This is a genomic window from Williamsia soli (assembly GCF_017377795.1).
In the GTDB taxonomy this organism is placed as follows: Bacteria; Actinomycetota; Actinomycetes; order Mycobacteriales; family Mycobacteriaceae; genus Williamsia; species Williamsia soli.
The window spans coordinates 65,226-88,892 of record NZ_JAFRDR010000001.1 but is presented as its reverse complement, the minus strand read 5'-3'; the positions used below and the strand labels follow the sequence as shown (position 1 = coordinate 88,892).

27 protein-coding genes and 2 pseudogenes are annotated in these 23,667 nt (G+C 63.7%); 17 read left to right on the top strand and 12 right to left on the bottom strand.

Features of this window, described 5'->3' with window-relative positions; all coding sequences use genetic code 11:
- Positions 1-32: 32 nt before the first annotated feature.
- From J3S28_RS28860 to J3S28_RS00425, 4 genes are all read left to right on the top strand, one after another.
- On the top strand, positions 33-335 hold the full coding sequence (locus tag J3S28_RS28860; RefSeq protein ID WP_237341112.1) for a hypothetical protein: 303 nt from the start codon (positions 33-35) through the stop codon (positions 333-335).
- Positions 304-534: a nuclear transport factor 2 family protein gene (locus tag J3S28_RS28855; protein WP_372435922.1), complete on the top strand. Its 231-nt coding sequence runs from the start codon at positions 304-306 to the stop codon at positions 532-534. The genes J3S28_RS28860 and J3S28_RS28855 overlap by 32 nt, the downstream gene beginning before the upstream one ends.
- A 127-nt stretch (positions 535-661) precedes the next feature.
- Positions 662-1,288 (top strand): hypothetical protein, encoded by a 627-nt coding sequence (locus J3S28_RS00430; protein WP_207835679.1) that lies wholly within the window; start codon positions 662-664, stop codon positions 1,286-1,288.
- 104 nt (positions 1,289-1,392) lie between these two features.
- Complete coding sequence (locus J3S28_RS00425; protein WP_207835677.1) at positions 1,393-3,006, top strand: DUF6777 domain-containing protein; 1,614 nt, start codon at positions 1,393-1,395, stop codon at positions 3,004-3,006.
- A 6-nt stretch (positions 3,007-3,012) separates the two neighbouring features.
- Here J3S28_RS00425 and J3S28_RS00420 read toward each other — a convergent pair whose 3' ends face one another.
- Positions 3,013-3,486 (bottom strand): TspO/MBR family protein, encoded by a 474-nt coding sequence (locus tag J3S28_RS00420; protein ID WP_207835674.1) that lies wholly within the window; start codon positions 3,484-3,486, stop codon positions 3,013-3,015.
- A gap of 160 nt (positions 3,487-3,646) precedes the next feature.
- On the opposite strand from J3S28_RS00420, the gene J3S28_RS00415 reads away from it, so the two are divergent.
- On the top strand, positions 3,647-4,147 hold the full coding sequence (locus tag J3S28_RS00415; protein ID WP_207835672.1) for a hypothetical protein: 501 nt from the start codon (positions 3,647-3,649) through the stop codon (positions 4,145-4,147).
- Positions 4,148-4,164: 17 nt separating this feature from the next.
- Here the strand turns inward: J3S28_RS00415 and J3S28_RS00410 are convergent, their stop codons facing one another.
- From J3S28_RS00410 to J3S28_RS00400, 3 genes are all read right to left on the bottom strand, one after another.
- A complete protein-coding gene (locus tag J3S28_RS00410; protein WP_207835669.1) occupies positions 4,165-4,806 on the bottom strand; it encodes a TetR/AcrR family transcriptional regulator in 642 nt (213 codons plus the stop codon).
- 77 nt (positions 4,807-4,883) lie between these two features.
- Complete coding sequence (locus J3S28_RS00405) at positions 4,884-5,150, bottom strand: hypothetical protein (protein ID WP_207835665.1); 267 nt, start codon at positions 5,148-5,150, stop codon at positions 4,884-4,886.
- Between the two features lie 97 nt (positions 5,151-5,247).
- Positions 5,248-6,102, bottom strand: a complete 855-nt coding sequence (locus tag J3S28_RS00400) for an oxygenase MpaB family protein (RefSeq protein WP_207835663.1) — start codon at positions 6,100-6,102, stop codon at positions 5,248-5,250.
- A gap of 97 nt (positions 6,103-6,199) precedes the next feature.
- On the opposite strand from J3S28_RS00400, the pseudogene J3S28_RS00395 reads away from it, so the two are divergent.
- Together J3S28_RS00395 and J3S28_RS00390 are read left to right on the top strand one after the other, a co-directional pair.
- A pseudogene (locus J3S28_RS00395) lies at positions 6,200-6,978 on the top strand (class I SAM-dependent methyltransferase).
- Between the two features lie 185 nt (positions 6,979-7,163).
- Complete coding sequence (locus J3S28_RS00390; protein WP_207835660.1) at positions 7,164-8,645, top strand: phospholipase D-like domain-containing protein; 1,482 nt, start codon at positions 7,164-7,166, stop codon at positions 8,643-8,645.
- A 10-nt stretch (positions 8,646-8,655) separates the two neighbouring features.
- Here the strand turns inward: J3S28_RS00390 and J3S28_RS00385 are convergent, their stop codons facing one another.
- From J3S28_RS00385 to rsgA, 6 genes are all read right to left on the bottom strand, one after another.
- Entirely contained in the window at positions 8,656-9,309 is a 654-nt protein-coding gene (locus J3S28_RS00385) for an NUDIX hydrolase (protein WP_207835643.1), read from the bottom strand.
- Positions 9,281-10,669 carry an adenylosuccinate synthetase gene (locus J3S28_RS00380; RefSeq protein WP_207835641.1) on the bottom strand — a complete coding sequence of 463 codons (1,389 nt, stop codon included), beginning with the start codon at positions 10,667-10,669 and terminating at the stop codon, positions 9,281-9,283. The genes J3S28_RS00385 and J3S28_RS00380 overlap by 29 nt, the downstream gene beginning before the upstream one ends.
- Positions 10,669-11,628 carry a hypothetical protein gene (locus tag J3S28_RS00375; protein ID WP_207835638.1) on the bottom strand — a complete coding sequence of 320 codons (960 nt, stop codon included), beginning with the start codon at positions 11,626-11,628 and terminating at the stop codon, positions 10,669-10,671. Before J3S28_RS00375 ends, J3S28_RS00380 begins: the two co-directional genes overlap by 1 nt.
- Positions 11,629-11,647: 19 nt before the next feature.
- Positions 11,648-12,574, bottom strand: a complete 927-nt coding sequence (locus J3S28_RS00370) for a protein kinase family protein (protein WP_207835636.1) — start codon at positions 12,572-12,574, stop codon at positions 11,648-11,650.
- Positions 12,575-12,679: 105 nt separating this feature from the next.
- Entirely contained in the window at positions 12,680-12,895 is a 216-nt protein-coding gene (locus tag J3S28_RS00365; protein WP_084839588.1) for a hypothetical protein, read from the bottom strand.
- Between the two features lie 172 nt (positions 12,896-13,067).
- Complete coding sequence (gene rsgA / locus J3S28_RS00360; protein WP_207835619.1) at positions 13,068-14,150, bottom strand: ribosome small subunit-dependent GTPase A; 1,083 nt, start codon at positions 14,148-14,150, stop codon at positions 13,068-13,070.
- A gap of 348 nt (positions 14,151-14,498) precedes the next feature.
- On the opposite strand from rsgA, the gene J3S28_RS00355 reads away from it, so the two are divergent.
- On the top strand, positions 14,499-14,822 hold the full coding sequence (locus J3S28_RS00355) for a hypothetical protein (protein ID WP_207835603.1): 324 nt from the start codon (positions 14,499-14,501) through the stop codon (positions 14,820-14,822).
- Positions 14,823-14,876: 54 nt separating this feature from the next.
- On the opposite strand, the gene J3S28_RS00350 is transcribed toward J3S28_RS00355, so the two are convergent.
- Positions 14,877-15,122 (bottom strand): hypothetical protein, encoded by a 246-nt coding sequence (locus J3S28_RS00350; RefSeq protein WP_207835601.1) that lies wholly within the window; start codon positions 15,120-15,122, stop codon positions 14,877-14,879.
- 137 nt (positions 15,123-15,259) lie between these two features.
- Between J3S28_RS00350 and J3S28_RS00345 the strand changes: the two genes are divergently transcribed.
- Positions 15,260-15,997, top strand: coding sequence for a helix-turn-helix domain-containing protein (locus J3S28_RS00345; RefSeq protein WP_207835599.1), 738 nt, complete (start codon positions 15,260-15,262; stop codon positions 15,995-15,997).
- Here the strand turns inward: J3S28_RS00345 and J3S28_RS00340 are convergent.
- Positions 15,972-16,748, bottom strand: coding sequence for an alpha/beta fold hydrolase (locus J3S28_RS00340; RefSeq protein ID WP_207835597.1), 777 nt, complete (start codon positions 16,746-16,748; stop codon positions 15,972-15,974). The two genes, J3S28_RS00345 and J3S28_RS00340, sit on opposite strands and share 26 nt — an antisense overlap.
- Before the next feature lie 312 nt (positions 16,749-17,060).
- Here J3S28_RS00340 and J3S28_RS00335 point away from each other — a divergent pair, with 312 nt between their 5' ends.
- The 8 genes and pseudogenes from J3S28_RS00335 (at position 17,061) to J3S28_RS00305 (ending at position 23,635) form a co-directional block, all read left to right on the top strand.
- Positions 17,061-18,071, top strand: coding sequence for a hypothetical protein (locus J3S28_RS00335; protein WP_307796704.1), 1,011 nt, complete (start codon positions 17,061-17,063; stop codon positions 18,069-18,071).
- 192 nt (positions 18,072-18,263) lie between these two features.
- Positions 18,264-19,067, top strand: coding sequence for an alpha/beta hydrolase (locus J3S28_RS00330; RefSeq protein ID WP_207835593.1), 804 nt, complete (start codon positions 18,264-18,266; stop codon positions 19,065-19,067).
- A 249-nt stretch (positions 19,068-19,316) separates the two neighbouring features.
- Positions 19,317-19,607, top strand: coding sequence for a hypothetical protein (locus tag J3S28_RS00325; protein WP_207835590.1), 291 nt, complete (start codon positions 19,317-19,319; stop codon positions 19,605-19,607).
- A gap of 727 nt (positions 19,608-20,334) precedes the next feature.
- Entirely contained in the window at positions 20,335-20,739 is a 405-nt protein-coding gene (locus J3S28_RS00320; protein ID WP_207835583.1) for a VOC family protein, read from the top strand.
- Positions 20,736-21,014 (top strand): winged helix-turn-helix transcriptional regulator, encoded by a 279-nt coding sequence (locus J3S28_RS00315; protein WP_207835580.1) that lies wholly within the window; start codon positions 20,736-20,738, stop codon positions 21,012-21,014. Before J3S28_RS00320 ends, J3S28_RS00315 begins: the two co-directional genes overlap by 4 nt.
- A 398-nt stretch (positions 21,015-21,412) precedes the next feature.
- Positions 21,413-21,589 (top strand): annotated as a pseudogene (locus J3S28_RS28850) (TetR family transcriptional regulator); the annotation flags it as partial.
- 21 nt (positions 21,590-21,610) lie between these two features.
- The gene (locus J3S28_RS00310; protein ID WP_237340896.1) at positions 21,611-22,006 is read left to right on the top strand and encodes a hypothetical protein; all 396 of its coding nucleotides are present in this window, start codon (positions 21,611-21,613) and stop codon (positions 22,004-22,006) included.
- A 90-nt stretch (positions 22,007-22,096) separates the two neighbouring features.
- A complete protein-coding gene (locus tag J3S28_RS00305; protein WP_372435921.1) occupies positions 22,097-23,635 on the top strand; it encodes a flavin-containing monooxygenase in 1,539 nt (512 codons plus the stop codon).
- Positions 23,636-23,667: the final 32 nt, after the last annotated feature.

The following is a 23,667-nucleotide window of genomic DNA, read 5'->3' as shown; positions in this document are numbered from 1 at the left end:
TCACGCACCTCGATCGCACCCAGCAGGGCACGATGGGCTTCGTCGCCAACCGTGAGGAGCCCGCTGCCGTGTTTGCCGAGTCCGAGAACAGACGATTCACATCGAGCGATCGGGCCATCCAGAATCTGATCGCCATTTACGCCGAACTGGTCGACGCCGGAGACTTCGCCGGTGTCGGGAGGCTGCTGGAACACGCGACGTTCGGCGGTGGCGGCGGGTCGGCGAACGGGGCAGAGGCCCTCCAGGAGATGTTCGAAAAGACCGTGGTCACGTACGCCGACGGCACCCCGGAAGACCAATCATGTGACGACGAACCTGCTCATCGACATCGATGAGGAATCCGGTATCGCAACAGCCCGTTCGTATTTCACGGTTCTTCAGGCGCTGTCGGACTTGCCCCTGCAGACCATCGTCGCCGGACGCTACGCCGACCGGTTCGATTACGTGGATGGGCACTGGAGGTTCGCCGACCGACAGGTCACCATCGACCTTTTCGGTGATGTCAGTCGGCACCTGCGCCACACTCCGCGATGATCGGTCGCCGACTGCACGTCGTGCGATCACCGGACCTCCCTACATTTTCGGTTCCGGAGTGACCGTCTTGGTCCTACTCTCGTTTCCGACGGCCGACCGATGCGGCCCGGAACAGCAGGGATGGATCATGCGACGAGCAGTGGCGACAGTCTTCTGTGCGGCGGCGCTGGGTACGACGGTGTTGGCCGGCTGCTCCGACGGCGGTGCGGGCTCGTCGGACGAAAGCAGGTCCACGACGACTTCGTCCGCGCAGGCTCCGATTTCGACGACCGAAGCCGTGTCGGCCACCACCCCGTCGGCCACATCGGCCACGGATCTGCGCGACGACTGCGCCGGCCTGACAGATGACGACCTCGGCTCGATATTCTCCATCGACTTCGAACTGCCGACGGAGTCCAGCGGCGGAGTCAGCACCATCGACGACTTCAACTACAAGACCGTCGGGTGCAGTTTCGAATCCTCCGACGGGGAGGTGGAAGTAGACCTGAACCTGTCGTTCGCAGAACAATTCGATGACGGGATGGTCCACTGCGTCGAACCCTCCGACCATCTGTACCCGGTCATTCCGGTCGACGATCTGGGGGAATCGGCCTGGTGGCAAACCCAGGACTTCGAGAACTCGACCGATGCCGAGGGGCAGCTGACCATCTGCGTCGACGAGGCCCTGATCGCCATCGAGATCGAGGGCCCCACGACCTTGCAGGTTCCGATGCAACAGCAGGCCACCGACATCGCGCGGTTGGTCGTCACCTGAACATATGAACTTGCGGCACAGGTGAAACCTTTCGGCCGCCACATCAGAGAATCAAGCAGAAGGCCGTGCCGCTGGGTGGGTCGCCAAAACCTGTGAGGTCTCGCATGAGCTATCCGTACGGCACGTATCCGACGCACCCGATCCCGCCGACTCCGAAGAGCAACCGGACCATCGTCCTCGTCCTCGCGGTGGTCGCCGCCCTGTTGCTCAGCGTCCTGGGCGTCGCCTCGGTGATGATGTTCACCGGGGCGGGCAAGACCCAGGCAACCCCGGCCCCCGAACTGGTACTCGAATCGGCGAGCAGTGTCAGCAATGCACCGTTTTCACCGACGGTGGCGCTGACGAACCGCCCGCTCGACCCAGCCGTGCGCAACGTCGTCGTCAGAGGCAGTGCCACGCCGCTCGGGCAGGTCGTCGACGGTACCGCGCCCGGTCTCTACGCCAGTTCGAACGAACCCCCCTGCGACACGGCAGCTTTGGCCAACCATCTGCTGAGCAATCCCGCCACGGCGAGGGTGTGGGCCGGGGTCTTCGGCATCACCGTCGATCAGATCCCCTACTACCTGGACACCCTCACCCCAGTCGTCCTCGGCAACGACACCAGGGTCACCAACCACACCTACTCCTCACGCGGTGCGACGCCTTATCAGTCGGTGCTGCAAGCCGGCACCCCCGTGCTCATCGACGCCTATGGCGTTCCACGGGTGCAGTGCTCGTGCGGAAATCCGCTCGCACCACCGGCAAGCACCCCGTTGGCGGGCTACCGAACCGTGAACGCCCCCTGGCCCGGATACGCGACCCGTGAAGTGGTGTCCGTGAACTACCACAACCACCACACCACCGTCATCAACAACACCACCACTGTGGTGGCCGGACCGGAAGCTGTTGCCCCGCAGCAGTTGACACTCATCGACCTCAACACCCTCGTACCGTTCCTGCGCACCGCAGGCGGCATCCTCGACACCACCGGGCTCCCGCCGATGGCAGGCACGCTTCCCACGCCGGCGCAGTTGAACGTCCCGTTCACCACCGACGACCCGGTCCTGCAGGACGCAAATGGCGTGCAAGCAGACGGTCAGCCGGCCGAGAACGTCCTGCGCCAGGCGCAGGAGTCCCCCGGCACGACGGAATCGTCGGCGACCGACACCGCGGCGGGACCGTCGGAGTCGACCTCGCAGGCATCTGCCGGCACCACGGTCGAATCTCCCGCGGTGGTGCCGCCGGCTCCAGGCGCCTCCAGCTCGGCTGCCGCGCCGGCGCCCGCAGCACCCGAAGCTCCGTTCAGCGCGCCCCCTGCCGCGCCCGCACCGCCGTCACCCACCCAGTTCGTGGGCAGTGGCGATGTCATCTCGAGCCTGTCGTTCAGCGGCGCCGGTGCCGTAGTGACCTGCACGGCAGATGACCCCAGCGCTTCGCCGGTGGTATTGAGCTGCACGGACGGATTGACCCGCACCGTGTTGTCGTCGAACCTGCAGACCTCGGCGGTCGCCTCTGCGACGGACTCGGCGGGTGTCTGGACGGTGTCGCTGATCGGGGCGAGCGGACCGCAGTCGGTCGCGGTGACCTCTGCGACGTGGGCGACGACGCCGACCACCACGGTCGCACCGCCGCCGACGGCCCAAACGCCCACCGCGGCGCCCGAGCCCACGGTCACCGCAGAGCCGGCGCCGACCGAAACCACCACCACGACAACCACATCGTCGCCCGCCGCAGGATGACGCGGGTCAGCGGTTGCGGCGCCAGATCTCGGTCGACAACGCTGTCGCGAACGCACTCCATGCGGCATAGGGCACCAGCGCTGCCGCGGCAGGCGGCGATGCCGGCACGGCCCGGCGGACCAGGTCCACGCCACTGACGGTGAGGGCGGCAGCGGTGATCACGGCGGCACCGGTGCGGTGCGCTCGAAAGAACACCCACGTCCACGCGCCGTTGAGAACGAGATTGACTGCAAGCGCGCGCTCGAACGCCGCTGCGTCGATATGCCGCATCTCGTCGTTCAAGGTGTCGATCGCGACGGCCGAGCTGATCGCGATGTCGGCGTAGAGCGCCGTCCACACAATCGGGAAGGCGACTGCGGGTGGCTGGAACGGCGGTTTCGACAACCGCCGGTACCAGCGCGAGTCCGCATCCCGCGACGCAAGAGCGCCAACCCCTGCCGCCGTTGCCGTACCGATACCGGTTGTGATGATGGACCGCATCGGATCTCCTGTCGTCGACTCCTCCGGGCCTCAAACTACGCCGCACTCCTTTCGGCCGAATGACGTTTGAGGGCAAGACAGGAAAGACGTTCGGCTAACGGGCCGCCGGAAGCTGCGATAGGTAGGTAAAGGTTCGTCGTCAACAAACCGGGGAGTGAAGATGAAGTTCTCGCGACAGTTCAGTGCAGTAGCAGTGAGCCTGCTGGCGGCCTGCGCATTCACCGTGTCCGGAGCACCCGCGGCGTCAGCAGCGCCCGTCGGTCCGACCCTTACCGCGGCACCGGTATCGGTACTCCAGATACCTGCCATCGGAGTCAAAGTCAGCGGGCTGGTGATACCTGGCCCGCACCTGGCCTCGGTGAACGCCGCGTCGGCCGCACCGGGCAAGACGACCTTCTCCACGTCTGCCAGTCCTGAGACCTGTGCGACCACAGTCGGGGGTTCGCTCGTCCGGATCAATTACGTCAATGTTCGCACCGGCGACCGCGGCACCAGCGTCGTGAAGCCGTGCCCTTACTTCCTCGACCCGGCACCAACCCATCAGACCGTGCACACCGGTTCTGGCCCTGTTGCTTTCACCGTGTCGATCACCGGCTCCTGGGCATACCCCAACGCCGGGCAGCCATCACTTCCCGGCGGCGGCGGGTTCGTAGCGCCCTGATCCACTCTGTGCCCCGACTAGGGGGCCGGCTGCCGCACCAGCGCGTTGAGAACGGCAGTGATCACCGCGATGAGATCATCGATCGGCGGCCGTGGGTCGCTGGTGCTCCATGCGTGCACCAATTCGGTGAGAGCTCCGAGAAAGGCCGTGGTGGCCAACTTGTATCCACCCGGCGGGGTGAAATCTCCGTCCGAACGCTCGGCGATCGTCGCTGCGATGAACTCCGCCCACAACGCTCGGCGGTTCGCGCGATGCTTTTCAACACGGGAGCTGACGCCGATCATCTCGACGAAGACGATCCTGGCCCGCCGCGGGTCGTCGCCCACGGAGCGAACCAGGGCTGCCATCGCGGCAGCGGTCAGCAGAGCCCTCTCGGCGTCGGCGCCCTCGCGTTCGAGCGCTGCGACAACAGCCGCCTGGGAATCATTTTGGACGGCGTCATAGACGCCTAGCAACAGATCTTCCCGACTACCGAACTCCGAATAGAACTGACTGCGCGCCAAACCTGCCTCCGCGCAGATGTCGGCAACAGAACTGTTCGCGTACCCCTTGCCGCCGAAGACCGTCAGCCCCGCTTCGATGAACTTGGCCCGACGTTCGGCGCGTCGCACAGCCATCGACTGGCCGCCATAGATGCGGGTGTCTGCGAACGTGCCCATGCGACTCAGAATAAGTCAACCTATGCTCGGGCAGAGCCCAGATCGCCGAAGCCGTCGACAGACGACGGTTCGCCGGTCTAGCGCGCTACGTCCTTGCTGGTGACGGGCGCAGCGGATCCCGCAAGCGGTACCCCTACTGCGTGTCCCGACAGTGCCATCGCCGCCGTGTGAACCTCGATGGTTCCGTCTGCGCGCTGGCAGATCGAGGTCACGGTGCCGTCGGGATTGACCAACTCGATGAACTTGTCGCCGCTCGTCGGGCGGTCGCTGGGAACCCGCACGCGCACCTCGTCGGCGGCGCGCTGCCGCATGTTGCCCTGTGACGCCTTCACGCTGGTAGCCATCCTCGCCGCCCCTTCTCCGGTTGCATCTCATAGGAGTTCGTGGCAGAACGCCATCCGGATGGGATCGATCGTGGGCAGGCATAGGCGAACCGAGCCCTCAGACGAGTGGGCGACCCAGGCGGCAGCGCACCCGGACGTCCCACAAGAGCAGGCGAAAACCCAGCTGCGAAAGCCACAGCGGCTTTGTGCGCTCCCGTGCGACGAGGCCGGCGACATAGCCGTCGAACCACTGCTGGTCCTCCTCTGTCCAGGAAACCCTCATCGCCTCCCGAAACGGTTGCGGCAGATAACCGATGGTTCGCCGGTATTTCACCGGTCCATATCGCCGCTTGATGGCCGGGTGGGCGTAGTCGAAGTTGGCGATGCCGAGGAGGAACTCGCGCACCTCATCACTGATCGAGATCAGCTTCGACTGCTCATCCCAGTACTGACCGAACGCATCACGATCCCGCGGCCAGCTCTCGGCGGGCATCTGCAAAGTGGAACCGCAAACCTTGCCCTGCTGATAGAACGTCTCACGATCCTGCCCGGTCAACGGCCCGCGGACACGTTCGTAGATGTCTTCCCACCCGATGTACAGGCAGGCAGCGACCCAGAGCTGAAGGTCGACGTCCATCGCGTCATACGACACCGGGCTGTCGCTGTCGGACCGCACTTGCACGTGCTGACGGTTGACCGCCTGCCGGAAGCGCCTGCGGTCGTCTGCATTGCCGAACACGGCCACCGCGAGATAGGACCCGGTCGTGCGCGCTCGCTTCACCGGGTGTTTGTCGAGGCGGCCGTTTTCCACCGTGCTCCGGGCCACGCCGTACCCGACGGCCGGATTGGCCAATTGCATGATCACGTTCGCCGTGCTCATCGAACGTCCCATGGACAGCAACGACGAAGCAAAGAAGCTGCTGTCGATCTCGTCCATCTCAGCTCGCGACATCCGCCGAGTGCTCTCCCCCATTGCGACTCCTATCTGAATACGTGTGTTTTCAAAATAGCAATCCGTAGCCCGTGCGGCACAATTGTCCACACAACGGGGGCTTGTGAAGGAGGACCGCGTGGTCGACTGGGATGGCGATCGATACTCCGACGTCAGCGCCTTGCAGCGCATGGTTGCCGAGGTCTCCATTCGTGGCCTCGAACTGGCCGGCGATGAGCGCCTCCTCGACGTCGGATGCGGTGACGGGTTCATCACCATGCAGTTGGCGGAGCGATTGCCGGAGGGGTCCGTGGTGGGGGTCGACGCGTCCCGACGCATGATCGACAAAGCCCTGACCCGGGTGCCTGCCGAACAACTCCGGGTGCAATTCCACGTCGACGACGCCCTGGCGCTCCCGTTCGACCACGACTTCGACATCGCGGTGTCCTTCAACGCGCTGCACTGGGTGCGCGATCAGACGGCTGCACTGCAGGGGATCGCCCGTGGTCTCGACAACGGCGGCCGGGCGGTCATCCAGATGGTCTGCGCCACCGACCAGCGCAGTATCGAAGACGTCGCGACGGACGTGGCGACGGGTCCGCGCTGGCGCGAGCATTTCTCCGACTACGACCCGCCGTACTTCACGTCGAACCCGACCGTTTCCGGGAGTTCGCAGCAACGGCGGGGTTCGCGGTCTCCGCTCTGGAGGTCCAGAATCTGCAGTGGCAGTTCGACTCTATCGAGGCCTTTTCGCAGTGGTTTGCCGTCGGCGCCACGGACTGGACCAACCGCCTCCCAGGAACTGACGTCGGATCGTTTGTCGACGACGTCATCGAGCGTTACCAGGATCAGGTCGGCGAACCGGCACTGTTCCGGTTCAGTCAGATGCGCGCGTCGCTCACCCTCGCCGACCGCTGAGAGGAACCGCAGCGCAGCGCGACCACAGGGCCGATCGGGTCGAATCCCGACGCCCATCTGGTCGCGGCATCGCACCCTCTCTACTCTGTATGTGGCACACGGAGTACCGGGTGACCCATCTTGTTGTGATGCGCGACTGTCAGATATCGACCGAATCAGCCGCGCCGAAGGAAATCGAGTGACCCGTGAGCGATGAACGAGCCGTGCTGGTGCCCGGCGACACCTGTTGGCAGATCGCCGAAGCCGACCGCCTGACCGTGATCGTCGACGCCGCTGACTACTTCCGGCACGCCAAGGCCGCAATGCTGCAGGCACGCCGCAGAATCATCCTGATCGGCTGGGATTTCGACACCAGGATCAAACTCGAGCCGGCCGATAAGACCCTCGATGGACCCAATCGGCTCGGAAACTTCCTCAAGTGGCTGCCGGAACAGAACCCGGATCTCGAGATCCACCTGCTCAAGTGGAGCCTCGGCGCGTTCGCCGCGGTCACTCGCGGCATGGCGCCGATCTTCGTGGAGAACTGGCTGACCGACCGCAAACTACATTTCGAAATCGACACCGCGCACCCTGTCGGCGCTGCGCACCATCAGAAGATCCTGGTCATCGACGATCAGATCGCCTTCTGCGGTGGCATCGACATGACCGTCGACCGGTGGGACACATCCGACCACAACGACCGAAACGGTTACCGTACGAAACCCAACGGCCGGTCTTACGGACCGTGGCACGATGCCACCACCGCGGTCGACGGCGCGGCCGCACGAGCGGTGGGAGAAATGGCGCGCGATCGGTGGAAGGCGGCCACCGGGCAGGTGCTCGAACCGATCACCGAGGGCCTGGCGGACCACTGGCCGCGAGAGCTCGAGCCGACGATGCGGTCCGTGGATGTGGCGATCGCCAGAACACTGCCCACAATCCCAGGGCGCGAAGAAGTTCGAGAAGTCGAGGCGCTGTACCTGGCGGCCATCGCCGGCGCGAAGAAGTACCTCTACATCGAAAGCCAGTATCTCGCATCGAGAACGCTCGCCGAAGCCATCGCAGGGAGGCTGCGGGAACCGCAGGGGCCCGAGATCGTTTTGGTCCTCCCGCGGCATGCCGATGGCTGGCTCGAGCAGGCGACGATGGATGGTGCCCGCCACACCCTGCTGAAGATGCTGTGGCAGGCCGACACCGAAAACCGCTTCAGCGCATACCATCCCGTCACGAAGAGCGGCGAACCCATCTACGTCCACGCGAAGATCCTGGTCATGGACGACGAGTTGTTGCGTGTGGGTTCTTCGAATCTCAACAACCGGTCGCTCGGCTTCGACAGTGAATGCGATCTCGCAGTCGAGGTACGACCCGGAACGGTGAACGGCGACGACCAGCGATCCGCCATCAGAGGCGTACGCAACCGGTTGCTCGGCGAGCACCTGGACATCGCTCCCGACGAGTTCCAGCGCACCCTCGACAAGACGTCCTCGCTCATCGCTGCAGTCGAATTGCATTGCGGCGAGGGAAAGACGCTCGTGGAGTTCGACCACGACGTCATCGACGGCGAGGACAGCCCGCTGGCCGAGAACGATTTCATGGATCCCGAGACCGCCCGCACCACCATCCTGCAGCGGACCTACCGGGTAATCGTCAACCGACGGTCAGCGCGGCGGCAGGTCGCACACATCTGAGGTCAGGCCGTCAGGCCTCCCACCTCCACAGCTTCGGCGGCCTTCCACCGGTCCCGGGTGCGGTGCCCGCTTCCACCAGGTCGACCAGGTGTGCGAGATCCCGGTTGAGATTTGCGCGATGCGGTGGTTTTCCGCTGAGTTGTTCGGTGATCGCGACCGCATCGGTTGCGGTGAACTCGACTCCGGTGAGATTGCGGGTGAATTCGATATCGCGCCAGAGCTTTTCCGCAAGAATTGCGCGCGCGTCGCTGACCATCTCGTTGTGGTCGAACACCAACGCGGGTGCCGCGTCGATCGGCGCCCACAACGCCGGCTGCTGCGGCAACACAGTGTGATCGGGCAACGCCGCCCACATCGCGATCGAGAGCGACGGACCCCGCGGGTCACGGGACGGCTCGTCGAACGTACGCAGCTGTCCGAGCGCAGGCGGCGGCGCGGTGATCCCGAGTTTGATCAGCGCCCGGCCTGCGGCGTCTCGAAGTCGTTCACCGCTGTGCACCACGACTCCGGGGAGCGCCTGCCTGCCGCGGAAGGGAGCGATCTCCCGACGATGTGTCCCGATCAGCACCCGCCGAGCGCTGCGGTCGTAGGTGAGTGCGACCACGTCGACGCAGACGATGCTCAGGTAGCTGCTATCAGGCCCTGAGAGAGGGGCGTTGGACAATGAAGCTCCTGTCGGTACGACGTGGACCTGCGGCGGTGACGACCACAGGAGCCCCCGTTGCTCCCGCGATCAGGTCGGTGACAGCGTCGACACCCACCGGTAGTGGACGGTAGTCGGGCCGGGCCTCGGAGGCGAGTGCGGTCAGCTCTTCAAGCACTGCAGTGTCTGCTGTATGCAACGGCGTCAGCGGTTGCGGATCACCGCGCCAGGCATCGGCCACCTGCAGGTCAGCGGTCCCCAGCACATCGAGGTGTGAGACCGCCACACCGTCGATCTGGCCGGTGATCGCAGCGGCGTAGCGCAGGGCAGGAAGGTCGAGATGACCGATTCGCCAGGCTCCCTGGTAGCGCCCCTCGCGATTGTGGACGTCGGGCAACTGGAGGTTCGCATCCTCGGTCGGCATCGGCCCTGCGCCGTGACGGGTGGCGTAGCAGCGGGTCAACCCCAACACGTAGGGATTGTGACCGGTCCGCGAGATCCATTCGATGAGATCGGCGGGTACGACCGTCGACCAGGTCGTGAACGGATGGAACCCATTCCATTCGTCCAGCAGGACGCCCTGGCTTCCTTCGAAAAGTACGGTTCCCGTTGCCATCGCGGCCGCGATCTCGGTGTCGACGTCGTCGATGATGCGGATCTGGTCGGCGATGCTGCACAGTGCGTCGGCGATGGTCTCGATCGACTCGTGCGGTGCACCCTCACCGGCGGAAGCCAACAGCGGCGCCGCATACTCGGCCAGTGCGTCGAGTGCCCGGATGGTGCCAGCGCGGTCTCGCAGGGTGGCCAGCGTCGGTGCCGGTCCCCCGGGAGCATCGACAAGAACCTCGAAGTTGCCGATCATCGAACCGGCACGAGCCCGCCCTGCCACTGCGAGCGCGTACGCCGTGGTCTCACCGATACCTTCCCCTGTCGATCCGTGACGTGCGTTGCCACGCAGGATCTCTCGTGCTCGATTCATCGCGACATGTATGGGCGTGGTCACCAAGGCGCGGGCGTCGGCCGTGATCAAACCGAGTGAGTCAACAATTCCGAGCGCTTCGAGTTCGCTCGCCTCGATAGCAAGGTTGAGCGGGTTCACCATCATCGGGGCCCGTAGGATCGTCCGGACGTCCAGCAGCGACGCCGAGCCGAACTGCCGGAATGTGTGGTGGCGCGGGCCGTGCCACACATTGTGTGCGGCCTGGGCTCCACCGGACCAGCGCACCACCGCGGCGGTGTCAGGGATCTGCGACGCCAGGTAGTCCACCGTTGCCCCCTTGGCCTCATCGCCGTAACCGAGTCCGACGACGATGATCGGTGCGCCGGCGGCCCGCCCGGGAAGAAGACCTTCCCCGGCGGGAGCGTCCGCTGCTGCGTCCATCACAGATCCGCCGGCAGTCGGCCACCGTCGGTGACAACGGCTGTGCCGGTGCGTATCCGGGCAAGCGCGGTGCCGACGGCCGGGGCCGTGGGCGCCCCTGCTCTCTGCAGATCCGCCAATCCCTCCTCGAGTGAGATCGCGTCCTCGACGATGCCGATGGTCAATGCGATCAGATCGGCAACTCCGTCCGGGTTGTCGAGCTTGAGAAACCGCTCGCCGACAAGGGCCTGCCAGTGAGCTTCTACCTCCGGATCGTTGTAGTAGCTGGTCAGGTTCGGCAAGACGTAGTAGACATTCCACCTCTCCTGCAGCCTGCGATACACCTGCTCGACGTCGATGTTCTCGGTGGAATCGTCGCCGATGAAGCGGCGCACCGACTCCGCGAACAGGATCTGCTTGTTCATCTCATCACCGATGATGAAGACGTATCCTTTCTTGCCGCGTTTGTCCCAGGCATCGGTCTGTGCACGGGTGTTCAGGAAGTACGCGGCAAGCGCGTAACCTTCTCGCTTGTCACCCCCGCCGCCACCCTCGAGGTAGATGTCGCGAAGTTGCTCGTCGATCCTGTTGTCGGATTCGAACTGTCCCATTTGCAATGGCACAGAATCGAATTGGTCGTCACCGATCGCGCCGATCATGATCTGCGGGTCTTGGACATATCCGCCCCTGGTGAGCATCCCGAGCAGGTCGGCAAGGCGCCGCTGCACGGTGATCGGTACGCGTCCCATCGATCCGGTGACGTCGAACAGCACGACGATCGGGGTCGAGTTCGGGTGCTCGTCCGAATCGCGGGCCTCGCGGGTTCGGGCTCCGAACACGTCGAGGGCCGGCGCGGCTTTGCGCTTGTTACGGGGGACATTCCGCATGGTCGCCGAGTAACCGAAGTCGTCGACCCCGGCGGTCCGGCGCGACGCTGCGGCCGCCTGGTAGGCGCTGGTGTCCCAATATCCTCCACCCATGGTGATACTCCTTTATCGTTCAGCGCATCCCGGTGGATGTCGCTGTGGTCTGGTCGGCGAGCGTGAAACGCCGGAATCGACGTTCTCCGTATAGCCGTTGCAAGAGCAGGTCGTATTCGTGCAGTTGCCTCGACGGCGAGATCCGCTCGGACGCCCTCGCGAACGAGACCTGCTGGGCAGCTTTAATATTCAGCATGATCGCGAACAGGTCAGCAACTGCGGCCCCGTCGAGGTGGCAGCCACGACCCGCCGGCCCCCATCCGGTCAGCATCACGCCATGTTCGTCGGGATGAATCAGCACCGTGTCGAGCGTCAGAGCACCGTGGGTGCGATTGGCCGCAGCCAAAGTCATCAGAATGCGGCGGGCCATCCAGGCCCAGTCGCGTCCGTCGAGGCCTGCGGGGTAGGCGGCGTGCACGTCACGCAGGGATCGCATGCCTGCCGGTAACCGGTAGGCCATCCACTGATGGCCGTCGGTGATCGCCGACTCGAGAACCTCGGGCACGAACGCATCCATCCGTTGGGCCGCAAGCGCGTCGCGTAAGAACCCGAGCGGCTGGGCGCTGACCCCGGCGCCCCTCGTGATCTCGACACGTACCAGCGGATCCTCGGTGCCGTAAGCGACAGTCGCAGGTGTGGCCCATAGGCGCTCCCTCAACGCGAAGACGTTCCGAGGGCCGACAACATGTGGGCCTTGAACGTTGGAGCCGACTGTCACCCATGCGTCGTAGAGCCGATTCAGGTCCGCGGTCGCTTGGGCGGCGACTGCACGGTCGAGGCCTGCGGCCACTGCGCGGTCTGGATGTACAGCAGCAATCAGTGCGCGGTGAAGCCGTCGGCCGGCGCGCTTGCCTGCCGGTGTCGAAGAATCTGGCCCGAAGACGTCAAATGCACTGCGGGCCGCGGTGATCAGATCCACCGCCTCCGCCGCTTGCCATGTGTTCATGCCTTTTACTCTAAATGAGTAATTAGGATCTGGCAAGTGGTCCCCACGCACCACAACGCCCACCGATCGCCAGGGCGATCAGTGGGCGTCAGGGGCGGAGATGGCTCAGGCGGCGACGGTGTCGAAGTAGCCGTCGTAGTCGGTGTCGTATTCGGTGACGTCGCTCCAGCCGTCGTAGTCGACGTCGGTCATGACGGTGTCGGTCCAGCCGTCGAAGTTCGTGTCGTACTCTTCGACGTCGGCCCAGCCGTCACCGTTGGTGTCGGTCAGGACGGTGTCGATGTAGCCGTCTGCGTTGGTGTCGTAGTTTTCGACGCTCATGATGTGTTCCTTTGCTCGGTGGTGGTCGTTCTCGGTTGTTGTAGGTAAGAGCACCCCGCAGAGCAGAAAGTTCCCGGGTGACCACAGGAATGTTTCGCCCTGAAAACCGACGTATAGGTGGGCTCCGAGGGAGCATTCCCCTCGGAGCGCCGCTATGTGCCGGTTTTCAGGGTCAGCGGTGTCGGTCGCGGAACCGGTACATGGCCCGCTGGTCCCTGGCGATCGCCTTGTCACGGCGCTTGCGTTCCTTGCTCGCCCGGAGGTCTGAACGCGATGCCTCCCAGTCGCTTTCCCGTTTCATTTTGCAGTAGCGCTCCAGCCGATCCGCAGCGAGCCGCCCAGCAGCGACTGCATCACCGACCGCGCAACCTGGTTCCGTGCGATGAGTGCAATCGCGAAAACCACATTGCCTCGCGAGTTGGTCGATATCGCGGAAAACGTTCTCGAGCGCGGCGCCGACATCCGCGACACCCAACGCCCTCAGCCCAGGGGTGTCGATGAGCACCCCGCCTCCGGGCATCGGACGCAGCTCACGATGCACGGTCGTGTGCCTCCCCTTGCCGTCCGCGGAACGTACTGGCCCCGTGGCGAGCGCGTCCTCACCCAGCAAAGCGTTCGCGAGCGTCGACTTGCCTGCGCCGGACGGTCCGATCAGCACAGCAGTGCCGTCGAGCGTCGATGTCAGGGCATCGAGCCCCTCCGTCGTGGTCGCGCTCGTGACGACGACATCAACGCCCACCGCTGCGGCCGAAACGTCAGCCGAGAATGCCAGCACGTCCTCGCACAGGTCGGCTTTGGTCACCGCGACGACAGGCGTGGCGCCGCTGTCCCAGGCCACGGCGAGCAGGCGTTCGATCCGAGCCCTTCTGGCAGGTGTCGCGGCCGACACCGTGATGACGACGGTGTCCACGTTGGCAGCCAGCACCTGTTGCCGGGAAGTCCGATCCGCGGTGGAACGGACGAGGGCACTACTGCGGGGCAGCAGCGCGACCAACCTCGGGGAAGGAGGTGTTTCGACCACCGCCCAGTCACCGGTGCACACCGCCGACATCGGATCGGCACCGGTCAGAGGCCGGGTGCTCGCGCGAACGGTGCCGGCCGGGGTAGCGACGTCGCAGTGACCTCGGTAGACGCAGACAACGCGCCCTGGAACCCTGCTTGCGCCGGTCAAGGGCGCGAACATGTGCGCCACCCGATCATTCCAACCGTGGTCGATCAGGTGAGCAGAAGCGAATTCTCTCGAAGATGAAGACATGATGAGACCTTTGTGAGCTGACTGAATAGTTGACGCGGATGTGGACGCAGGGCGTCCGTGGCGGCAGTCATCGCGGTCATGTGTTCATTCCTTGCTCAGGTCGGTCTATAGGGCGGAGCGCCACGCTAACAGTCGCCGTAACGAGAGCGCGAGGCATTTTTCGCTCTGTCCCGCCACGCAGATGTCGAGCGACGCATCGACATGGACCTAGCGTCACGTTGTCGATCGTTTAACCGTTCCGGCGATGGGTATTCAACTCTCGACAGCCCGGCAAGGCTGCATTCAGGACGTGCGTTCGGCCTAGCTGGTCTGGCGGACGCGCTCGATCCGCAATCGAAGGGACATCACATGCCGGGAGACGCTATCGGACGGCGCCGCAGAATCATCCGCCTGCGAGCCAAGGGATGGGTGGGCTTCCTGAGCGGTCTGGCGACCTTCGCGGGCGTAGCGCTTGCTCTCTTCTTCTGGGCGGGCGGTTCTGCGCTGGGTGCAGTCATCGGAGTGGTGGTCGCCGTTGTCTTCGCGTCCATCACCGTCGCAGTCATCATCTCGAACCGGCATGAGACCGACGATCCGGACTTGGCCAGCCGGATGGCGCGGTTGCGTCGGTCTCAATACCGCAGCGCGTATCCCCGCCCGGAGTCCGCACGCGGCCACGACAATGGTTCGTAAGACTTGACGTCGTCGGCGGGACGCGGATAGAGCTTCTGGACGAATGGCGCTCGTCTAAGACTGCGCGCTTCGCGCCAATGCGGCGTCGTACTCGACCTCTCGGTACGGACCGCGGCGATCTGTCCTGGCGAGTAAGCGTGGGCGGACGGACTCCCCCGTCGTTGTCCAGGTTGCCGAGCGCTGCATGTCAAACGTGGCTTTTGCGGCGGCTTCGTTGCAGCCGAACTCGACGATGCCCCCGTCCGGATAACCGACGGCCCAGTCTGCCTTGACCCCCATCGACGGATCCCCCTTTGTCATCGCCAGATTCAGTAATGACGGTTCAACCTCTTCTTGCTTCCCCTGGTCTCGAGTGTGGTAGTCAGTAAACCGTCCGTCAACGATCTCGCGATACCATTATCAGTGGTATCACTCAAAGTGATAGGTGGGGCAGTCTGTTGGGCCGCGAGAATACAGACCTCCCGCAATTGGGAACCTTTGTCGCCCAACGCCGGCGGGCCCTTTCTCTCACACAGTCCGACCTCGCGCGTATCACCGGCTATAGCAACACTTATGTCTCGCATATCGAACAGGGGCAACAGAAGCGTCCTTCGAAGGACGTTTTGGATCAGCTGTCCCAGGCACTGCAACTGAACCCGACAGACACTCGACACCTCTACAGACTTGCTGGGCTCTCGCCGGCAACGCCCAAGATCCCGCCAGGCGGCATCACCCAGGACGACATCGACTACGTCGACATGCTGTCACCGCATCTGGCGGCGATACTCGACTCGAAATGGAATGTTCTGCATGCCAATACCGACTACTACCGGATCTACCGCGGGCTCGAGACAGTGGGAAACGTCCTCTGTTGGTTCTTTCTCGTACCCGACTCCCATCGCATCATGCTCGAATGGGAGGCCGAAGCACGGCTGACGATCGGCTGGCTGCGCCATCTCATGGTCATGTATCCCGGGGAATACGACGAGGTGCTGGCGCAGTGTTTCGTCAGCGAACAGTTCCGCGCGTTCTGGAGCGACCAGGAGGTCTTCGAGGGGCGCCAGTCGTCTCAGATGCTGGTCCGAGACCTCGACCATGACGTCGACCTGACGTTGACCGCTCAAGTGTGGCCCGACCCCACCCGACTCCACCTGCAGCTGTACCTCGGCATCACCGGGAAAGCAGCTCGGCAATAGCGGTATTCGCTTCGACAGGATGCGTCAGACTCGCCGCATGCGGGGCTCCATCGATGATGGTCAACGTCGATTCGCCAGAAATGTCAGTGTGCAGGCGCTCGGCTTCGGACACCGGGATTGCCTGATCCGCCGACCCGTGGATGATGGCGGCGGGACACGTGATGTCGCCGAGGCGAGCGGTGATGTCGTCGCGGTTCAGGATGCAGTCGGCGGCATACCTGATCAGCTCTGGGTCGCGCCGCCGCCAGCGCCCGACCCACTCCTGAACGAGCTCGGGCTCACCCACGATCTGCTGCGCCAAGGGCAGCGCCAGTTCGTCGGTCGGACCGTGCGCGAGCCACTGCTCGAACAACGCCCCGTAGCCCGCCTTCTCTTCGGCCGAAGCGGCCACCGCTTGGGTGTCGATGAGACCAAGACGGTTTACTCGCGATGGTTCGGCCAGCGCCATCCGCAGCGCGACGTAGCCGCCCTGCGACATCCCGACGACGTCTGCCGAGTCGATATCGAGCGCATCCATCAGGGCGAACCCGTCCGCCGCCTGATCCCAGTACGTGAACGGGGCACGATCCGCGGCCGACTCACCGTGCCCGCGCAGGTCCCAGCTGATCACTCTGTGGGTATCTCGAAATGCGGTCATCTGCGGCGCGAACATTGTTGCGTCCATGAAGAATCCGTGCGCGAAGAGGACAGCAGGACCGCTTCCCTCGTCGAGGTAATGGATCGATCGACCCAGCGCGTCTATAGAAGGCATAGCAGTAAACATACGAGACCGGCTCCGGGCAGCTGCACGTACCGCCAGACCTTGGGGCACCAAGGCTGGCGGGGCTGGGCCCTGGTACCCAGAGTCGAAACGACCTTCGTTCCAGAGTATTTCGTTATCCTAGGTACTTTTGCCGGTCGCAGAACATGTTGCAGTGGCTTCGGGACGATGCGCAAGGTTTGAGCGGAGGCGGGAGGTTTGAGTCGAGGCAGAGCGGGTATTCACGCGTTTATGTCAACGGGGGAAGTACAGACACTATTGTTTGTCACCGATACTGGCGCACCAGCCGGTATCGCCGAACACGTGGCCGACGCCTTGCGTAACGAGTCCGATGAGGCAGGCTCGGATGGCGTCCAGTGGGACGTAACTGTGCACAGCGATGCGTACCCGTTGGACGATGATGCGTCCATGGATGAGATTGTCGACCTCATCGACCCGGCAAGTCGCACGGAGGACATGGTCCTCTACCTCACGGACTTACCGCGACGTGACGACGGCACGACACCAGTCATCGCAGACATCAGCGTGCCCGACCGATTCGCAGTCATATCGGTACCCGGCCTCGGTGGCATCGCCGTTGACCGCCGCGTACGAGCCTTGACCCAGGCCGCAGTGGCCGAAGTCGTCCACCCCTCGAGTCAGGACAACCACCCCGAGGGCCGACTGACACGGTCCGAGGACGGCAGTAGGGTTCGGTATCTTGCACCCTCAGCTCTTTCGAGGCTGCGACTACTCGGCGGAATGGTGTATGCGAACCGGCCCTGGAATGTCGTCACCGGGATGTCGAAAGTGATGATGGCTGCTTTTGCCACCGGAGCGGTGAGTCTGGCCTACCCGACCATGTGGCAGCTCTCGACAACGATGGGTCCTTGGCGCCTGACGGCGGTAACGGTTTTGGCCAGCGTGGCGCTGATCGCTTGGCTCATCATCGAACACAAGTTGTGGGAACGCCCCCACGGCGCTAGTGACCGGGAACGCGCCGTCCTCTACAACGCATCCACCGTCCTCACCCTCACCATCGGGGTCATCGTTTTTCACGCCGGGGTCTACCTACTACTGCTGTTCACCGCATGGTGGACCCTGCCGCCACAGATGGTCACCGACAACACCGGACAGCCCTTTGACTTTGCAACCCTGGCGACAATGACGTGGCTGGTGGCTGCGGTATCCACCCTGGGCGGCGCCTTGGGATCGGGGATGGAAGACGACGACGCCGTCACAGCAGCAGCGTACGGCGCACGACAACGTCAACGCGCAGACCGTCGAACCCATACGCCATTCGGCACCACACCAGACTCCGGCAACCGTAAGTAACCAAGGGCGGTTACCTCCGTGCCGTGCGACTGTGAAGGCATGCACACCGACGCTTCGAGCGAATCTGAGTTGTCGCCGCGGTGGACCCAAATTGTCTGGGGCACTTCACTGGCAACCGCAGTCACGGTTGCGGGTTGCTGGTACCCACCACATCCACAACGCTTCCCGACTACGACTTAGATCATTCTCGAGATGTCTATTGCGCTCGAAGTCGTCACGCGCACAGCGATGGGCTCTACAGATCATCCTCCGCTGCTGTTTGTCCACGGCGGTTGCCTGGGGCAGTGGTGCTGGGAGGAGCACTTCCTGGACTTCTTCGCCACTGCCGGATTTGATTGCGCTGCATTGAGTTTACGAGCCCATGGCACCAGCGACACCGACCGGCCACTGTGGCGAACCGACCTCAATGACTACGCCGACGACGTGCGCCACACAGTGACGAAATTTCACCGCCGGCCAGTGCTCATCGGCCATTCTCTCGGCGGAACCATCGTCCAGCGGGTGGCCCACTCCCTGCCAGTGCCCGCCATGGTGCTCTTGGCGTCCAATTCACCATCAGGTACCCGATCCACAGCATTGCGTACCGTTCGACGCCACCCGGTCGCCGCGGCGCGCGCCGCGATCACCGGTCAACAGCTACATCTATTCGGGACGCGAGCGTTGGCCAGGCAGCTCTTCTTCACCGCAGACACTCCGGAGCTGACCATCACCCGAACTGTCGCCAGGCTGCAGAACGAGAGCGCCCTGGCGGTGGCGCAATCACGCGCCCCAATCCGGCACAAGCCGTCGCCTACAGACGCCCCGGTCCTCGTTGTCGGAGCCGAACACGACGCTATGGTCAGCATCGACGACGTACGGGCCACTGCCGACTTCTACAACACCCGATCAAATGTCATACCGGGATCCGGCCACTGCATCATGCTCGACACTTACTGGGAGCAGGCAGCATCACTCATCGCCTCCTGGCTACAGAGCCTTGACCTCAACCACATCTAACGCCACGTGCCTATTTGCCCCGTCGCTCGTCGGCGGTGAGCCGTGCTTCGCGGGCCCGGCTCTTATCGGCGCGGATCCACTCAAAACCATAATCTGAACCAGACAGGTGTTGAATATGTTGCTATCGATAGGCTTTCGGGCTTCAGCCATACACAATATCCACTACCAGCGGGCCCATTGCTTCTGACAGCCTGGGTTTTCCAAGGGAATGGGACGAATGCAGCTACCCAGGGCCGGTACGGTATTGGGATGGGTGTCATGCTGGCAGAATCTGGACTCTCGGAGTGCACCCACGCCGGCTTGTGCGGAGGCCCTTCGGCGATCGACGTGGCGTTCGTGCTTCTTGCAGTTCTCGCGTCAACGGCGTGGGTCGCTGCCTCGATGGTCGCCACAGCCAACGTCCTCAATGCGCCGGAAATCGTCGCGCGGCCGCGGCCGTTATGGCTACTCGTCGTGTGGGTGACTCCGCTGCTGGGTGCCGGATTGTGGTGGTTCCATCAGCGACCCGTCTTGCCCGTCAAACACGAAGAGCGACAATAGATACGCACGGAGTGTTGGACCGACAATCCTCGCGAGTCCCGCTGCACATGCGTTGCCATGTCCGAGTAGTCAAAGGGCCCAAGGCGGTTACAGGGCGTGGGCCAGATGCCCTCGTCGACCCGGAGTGGGCGCTTCGGGCCGGGTGGGCACATCTTGCTGCTTGGAGTACTAGACGGGGCCGCCAACATCGGGGTCGGCAGCGACGATGTCTAACTTCTGTTGCAAGTATTCGGATGATCGTGTCGGTACTTGCCCCGATTCCAGCCCAGTGCTGGTCGACGTCCGATGCAATACACCAGGCGTGATCGGCTGGCCATACGAATGCTGCAGGGTTGTTTCCGGTTTCGCCGACGCCCCATTGCCCGAAGTCAGTCAGAGGTACGTGGAGTAGGTAGTAAGTCCGGTTCGGAATGTGCATCAGGAGGCTCTTACGCATGAGGTCGCAGAGTCTTCCGACTTTGGCCTGGTCGCGTGAGGGCCCATCAGGCTCGTCGTCGGTGTCATCGTCGTCGCCGATCGGATCGGGCATAAAACGCAAGCGAGCGTACGCATCGACCTGTCGGTCCGCATACTGTGCGGCACTCAATTTCGTCTCTGGCGACGAAGTTGACCTCGATCGAAGCCACGAGCGTCCACCCTCCACGTGCAGGATGACGCTTGAAATCGCACCGCACGACAGCGAGCCGATGTCTTGACGTCGCACTTGCATTTTGCAAGTATGGGTCGCATGAGCCTCTTCATCACCTGCCCGGTCGAGAACGTCGAGCGCGCAACAGCCTTCTACACCGCCCTCGGATGGACCCTCAACACCGAAATGTCCGACCACAACGTGTCTTGCTTCGCGATCGCTCCCGAGCAGTACGTCATGCTCGGTAGCCGCGAAATGTACGCGAGCGTCGGTGGCGTCGAGGAGCTGGTCGGCGGACCCCACACCCCTTCGAAGGTCACGGTCTCATTCGACCTGGGCAGCCGCGAAGCGGTGGACGAACTCATCGAGCGCGCGGGCGCCGCAGGCGGGCGAATCGGTGACACCGACGACTACCCCTTCATGTACCAGCGCCAGTTCGATGACCTCGACGGCTACCACTACTCACCCTTCTGGATGAAGCCGGACGCCGACCCGGCCACGTGAGCGACCTCGCCGCCGCCCTCGACATCGTCGGAGCACGGTGGGCCCTGCTCATCGTGGAGCGGCTACTCGACGGGCCACAGCGTTACGGCGACCTGCAGCGCGATCTCGGAGTCCCGACGAACATGCTCGCGACCCGCCTACGCGAGCTCGAAGCGGCCGGCGTACTGACCCGTCTACCCCTCCGGCACAACACCCGGGCCTACGCGCTGACCGATCGCGGGCTCGCCTTGCGTGAGGCGATCATCGCGCTCGGGCACTGGGGCAAGCACACCTAAGTGAGGCGCAGAACCGCGACGCGCGCTGACATAGTCGTCGGCCCCTACCCCAACCACCGGCGGATACACGAGACTGCTCACGTTGCTCTACATGAGATTGTTTGTCGGCGCGGGTCACTGACGTCACGCCCGACGGTCTGCTCCGAGCCGCCGACACCAAGCACAAAGCCGACCTGGCAGTGGCTGCTGAGCGAACCCGTAGTCTCACCCAATCTTGCGCTCACAATATCCAGTGGCGCATCTGGTTTCGCTACCAGTCACGGAACGAGTTCCGACGCCAAGCGATCGGTCAGCTCGCCGACAGCCAGGACCACGCTACGAGTCCCTTGTGTGTGAGCTAGCCTGTCAACTGTTGCCGTCGAAAGAGTAGCTGTGGACAAACTTGAATCGGCTTCGGCGTGACCAGAGCAGCGTACGAGCCATCTACGGACGGTCCTCGAGAACGTCTCTTGTTGGGTCTTGCCCAGTCAATTCGCGAGCGGGGCCTTCCTGCAACGCAGGTGACACACATTGTCGCCACCGCCCGGACATCGCGGTCGACTTTTTACAAGTGCTTTTCTGACAAGAATGCGTGTTTCTTCGAGTTGGTACGGATCGTGACCACGGTGGGACTTGCTGCAGTCGACGAGGCGGTTGATCCAGCGGATGAATGGCGCGAGCAGGTCCACATCGCCGTTACCACCTACTTCGACCTTCTTGCTGTCGATCCCATGCTGACGGTCGCATGGTCGCGGGATCTGGCTGGCCTCGGCCCCGCCGGCGTCGCGGTCCAGCAGGAAGGGGTCGATAGATACGCCGAGCTCGTACTGCGAATTTCGCGCGGTGAGGCGATGCGACGTGCGGGTGTTCGCCCGATGAGCGCGGATCTTGCAGTGATGCTTGTCGCGGGCATCAATGCGATGGTGGTGCGCGCCATAGAACGAGGCGATGACGACCTCAGCGGGCTGGCGCCGATCGCGGTGCATCTGGTGATCGCAGCGCTCAACCCATAACTCCTACCCCACTCCCCGATCGCGGGTTTCTCACAGAAAGTACTTGCGAACTTCGGTACTCGCGAGTACCTTTGCTGATCAACGGTACTCATGAGTACCGTGGCCGCGATCGCGTATCAGGTGGAGGCGATGATGGAGCATGTGGACGTGCTCGTGGTCGGCGCGGGGCTGGCCGGAATCGGTGCGGCCGCGCTCATTCGTCGACGGCTCCCACACAAATCGATAAGGATCGTCGAGGCGGGCGAGGAAATCGGCGGGACGTGGAATACGTTCCGGTATCCGGGGATCCGCTCGGACTCGGACATGCAGACACTTGGCTACTCGTTTCGGCCCTGGCGCAGTTCACGCACACTCGCCCCCGGCTCGGAAATTCTGCAGTACATTCGCCGCACCGCGTACGCCGAGGGTCTCGACGAGCTCATCAGGACGAATACCCGGATGCTGTCGGCGACCTGGTCCTCCGTTCAGGCTCGCTGGACGGTCACGCTGGAATCCACCACGGCCGGTCATCGCAGCGAGGTGAGCTGTTCGTTCCTGCACCTGTGCACCGGCTACTACGACCATCAGCGCGGCTACCTACCCGACTTTGCCGGCGCCGACGATTTCACCGGACCCATCGTGCACCCGCAGCACTGGCCGACCGACCTCGACTACGCCGACCAGCATGTCGTGGTGATCGGCAGCGGTGCCACCGCGGTGACCCTCGTCCCGGCCTTGGCAAAGGCTGCCTCGCACGTGACCATGGTGCAACGCTCACCGAGCTATGTGGTGGCGCTGCCATCCGATGACGGTGTGGCGCGGTTGCTGATGCGATGGCTGCCCCACGCAATCGCTGACCCGGTCATCCGCTGGAAGAACATCGCCTCGATCACACTGGCCTACCGCGCAGCGAAACACGCACCACGACTTGTTGGCTCGGCCATACGCAAGCGGGTCGCGCGTGCCATCGGAGACTCTGGCGACGCGGAGCGCGACTTCAGCCCGCGATACGAACCGTGGGAACAACGGGTGTGTTTCGTACCCGACGGAGACCTGTTCGACACGCTCCGGTCGGAGAAGGCATCTGTGATCACCGATCAGATCGTCCAGTTCACCACTGAGGGAGTTGATCTGGTTGATCACGGGATCGTCGCCGCCGACATCATCGTGACCGCGACCGGGCTGCGACTAGAAATTCTGGGCGGGGCGCACATCACCGTCGACGGGAACTCGGTGGATCCGGCGGATCACATCGCCTACAAGGGCATGATGCTCAGCGGAGTTCCCAACTTGTCCTTCGCGATCGGCTACACCAACGCATCCTGGACGCTGAAGTGCGACCTGGTTGCGGCGTATGTGTGCCGGTTGCTGACCTACATGGACACGTCCGGGCACGCGAGCTGCACCCCGATCCCGACCGATCCCGGTGCCCCGACACTCCCCTACGTGGATTTGACGTCGGGCTACATCCAGCGATCCCGCCACCTGCTTCCGCGCCAAACTGCTCACTCGCCCTGGAGGTTTCACGGCGACTGGTTTCGCGACGCTCTCCTCTATCGTCGCAGCAAACTCGAAGACAGCGAAATGCGTTTCGCACCGGCAGCCGAGCCTGTCGACAACGAGCACAGTCCTCGCCCGGTGGCGCCGTGACGGTTCAGCTGGCCACCTCGAAACGCGTAGTC

Bases quoted from the DNA above. Each gene is read 5' to 3' on its own strand.
- J3S28_RS28860 (WP_237341112.1), top strand. From the start codon at position 33: ATGGGCTTCGTCGCCAACCGTGAGGAGCCCGCTGCCGTGTTTGCCGAG.
- J3S28_RS00430 (WP_207835679.1), top strand. From the start codon at position 662: ATGCGACGAGCAGTGGCGACAGTCTTCTGTGCGGCGGCGCTGGGTACG.
- J3S28_RS00425 (WP_207835677.1), top strand. From the start codon at position 1,393: ATGAGCTATCCGTACGGCACGTATCCGACGCACCCGATCCCGCCGACT.
- J3S28_RS00420 (WP_207835674.1), bottom strand. From the start codon at position 3,486: ATGCGGTCCATCATCACAACCGGTATCGGTACGGCAACGGCGGCAGGG.
- J3S28_RS00415 (WP_207835672.1), top strand. From the start codon at position 3,647: ATGAAGTTCTCGCGACAGTTCAGTGCAGTAGCAGTGAGCCTGCTGGCG.
- J3S28_RS00410 (WP_207835669.1), bottom strand. From the start codon at position 4,806: ATGGGCACGTTCGCAGACACCCGCATCTATGGCGGCCAGTCGATGGCT.
- J3S28_RS00405 (WP_207835665.1), bottom strand. From the start codon at position 5,150: ATGGCTACCAGCGTGAAGGCGTCACAGGGCAACATGCGGCAGCGCGCC.
- J3S28_RS00400 (WP_207835663.1), bottom strand. From the start codon at position 6,102: ATGGGGGAGAGCACTCGGCGGATGTCGCGAGCTGAGATGGACGAGATC.
- J3S28_RS00380 (WP_207835641.1), bottom strand. From the start codon at position 10,669: ATGGACGCAGCAGCGGACGCTCCCGCCGGGGAAGGTCTTCTTCCCGGG.
- J3S28_RS00375 (WP_207835638.1), bottom strand. From the start codon at position 11,628: ATGGGTGGAGGATATTGGGACACCAGCGCCTACCAGGCGGCCGCAGCG.
- J3S28_RS00370 (WP_207835636.1), bottom strand. From the start codon at position 12,574: ATGAACACATGGCAAGCGGCGGAGGCGGTGGATCTGATCACCGCGGCC.
- J3S28_RS00365 (WP_084839588.1), bottom strand. From the start codon at position 12,895: ATGAGCGTCGAAAACTACGACACCAACGCAGACGGCTACATCGACACC.
- rsgA (WP_207835619.1), bottom strand. From the start codon at position 14,150: ATGTCTTCATCTTCGAGAGAATTCGCTTCTGCTCACCTGATCGACCAC.
- J3S28_RS00355 (WP_207835603.1), top strand. From the start codon at position 14,499: ATGCCGGGAGACGCTATCGGACGGCGCCGCAGAATCATCCGCCTGCGA.
- J3S28_RS00350 (WP_207835601.1), bottom strand. From the start codon at position 15,122: ATGACAAAGGGGGATCCGTCGATGGGGGTCAAGGCAGACTGGGCCGTC.
- J3S28_RS00340 (WP_207835597.1), bottom strand. From the start codon at position 16,748: ATGCCTTCTATAGACGCGCTGGGTCGATCGATCCATTACCTCGACGAG.
- J3S28_RS00330 (WP_207835593.1), top strand. From the start codon at position 18,264: ATGTCTATTGCGCTCGAAGTCGTCACGCGCACAGCGATGGGCTCTACA.
- J3S28_RS00325 (WP_207835590.1), top strand. From the start codon at position 19,317: ATGGGTGTCATGCTGGCAGAATCTGGACTCTCGGAGTGCACCCACGCC.
- J3S28_RS00320 (WP_207835583.1), top strand. From the start codon at position 20,335: ATGAGCCTCTTCATCACCTGCCCGGTCGAGAACGTCGAGCGCGCAACA.
- J3S28_RS00305 (WP_372435921.1), top strand. From the start codon at position 22,097: ATGAGTACCGTGGCCGCGATCGCGTATCAGGTGGAGGCGATGATGGAG.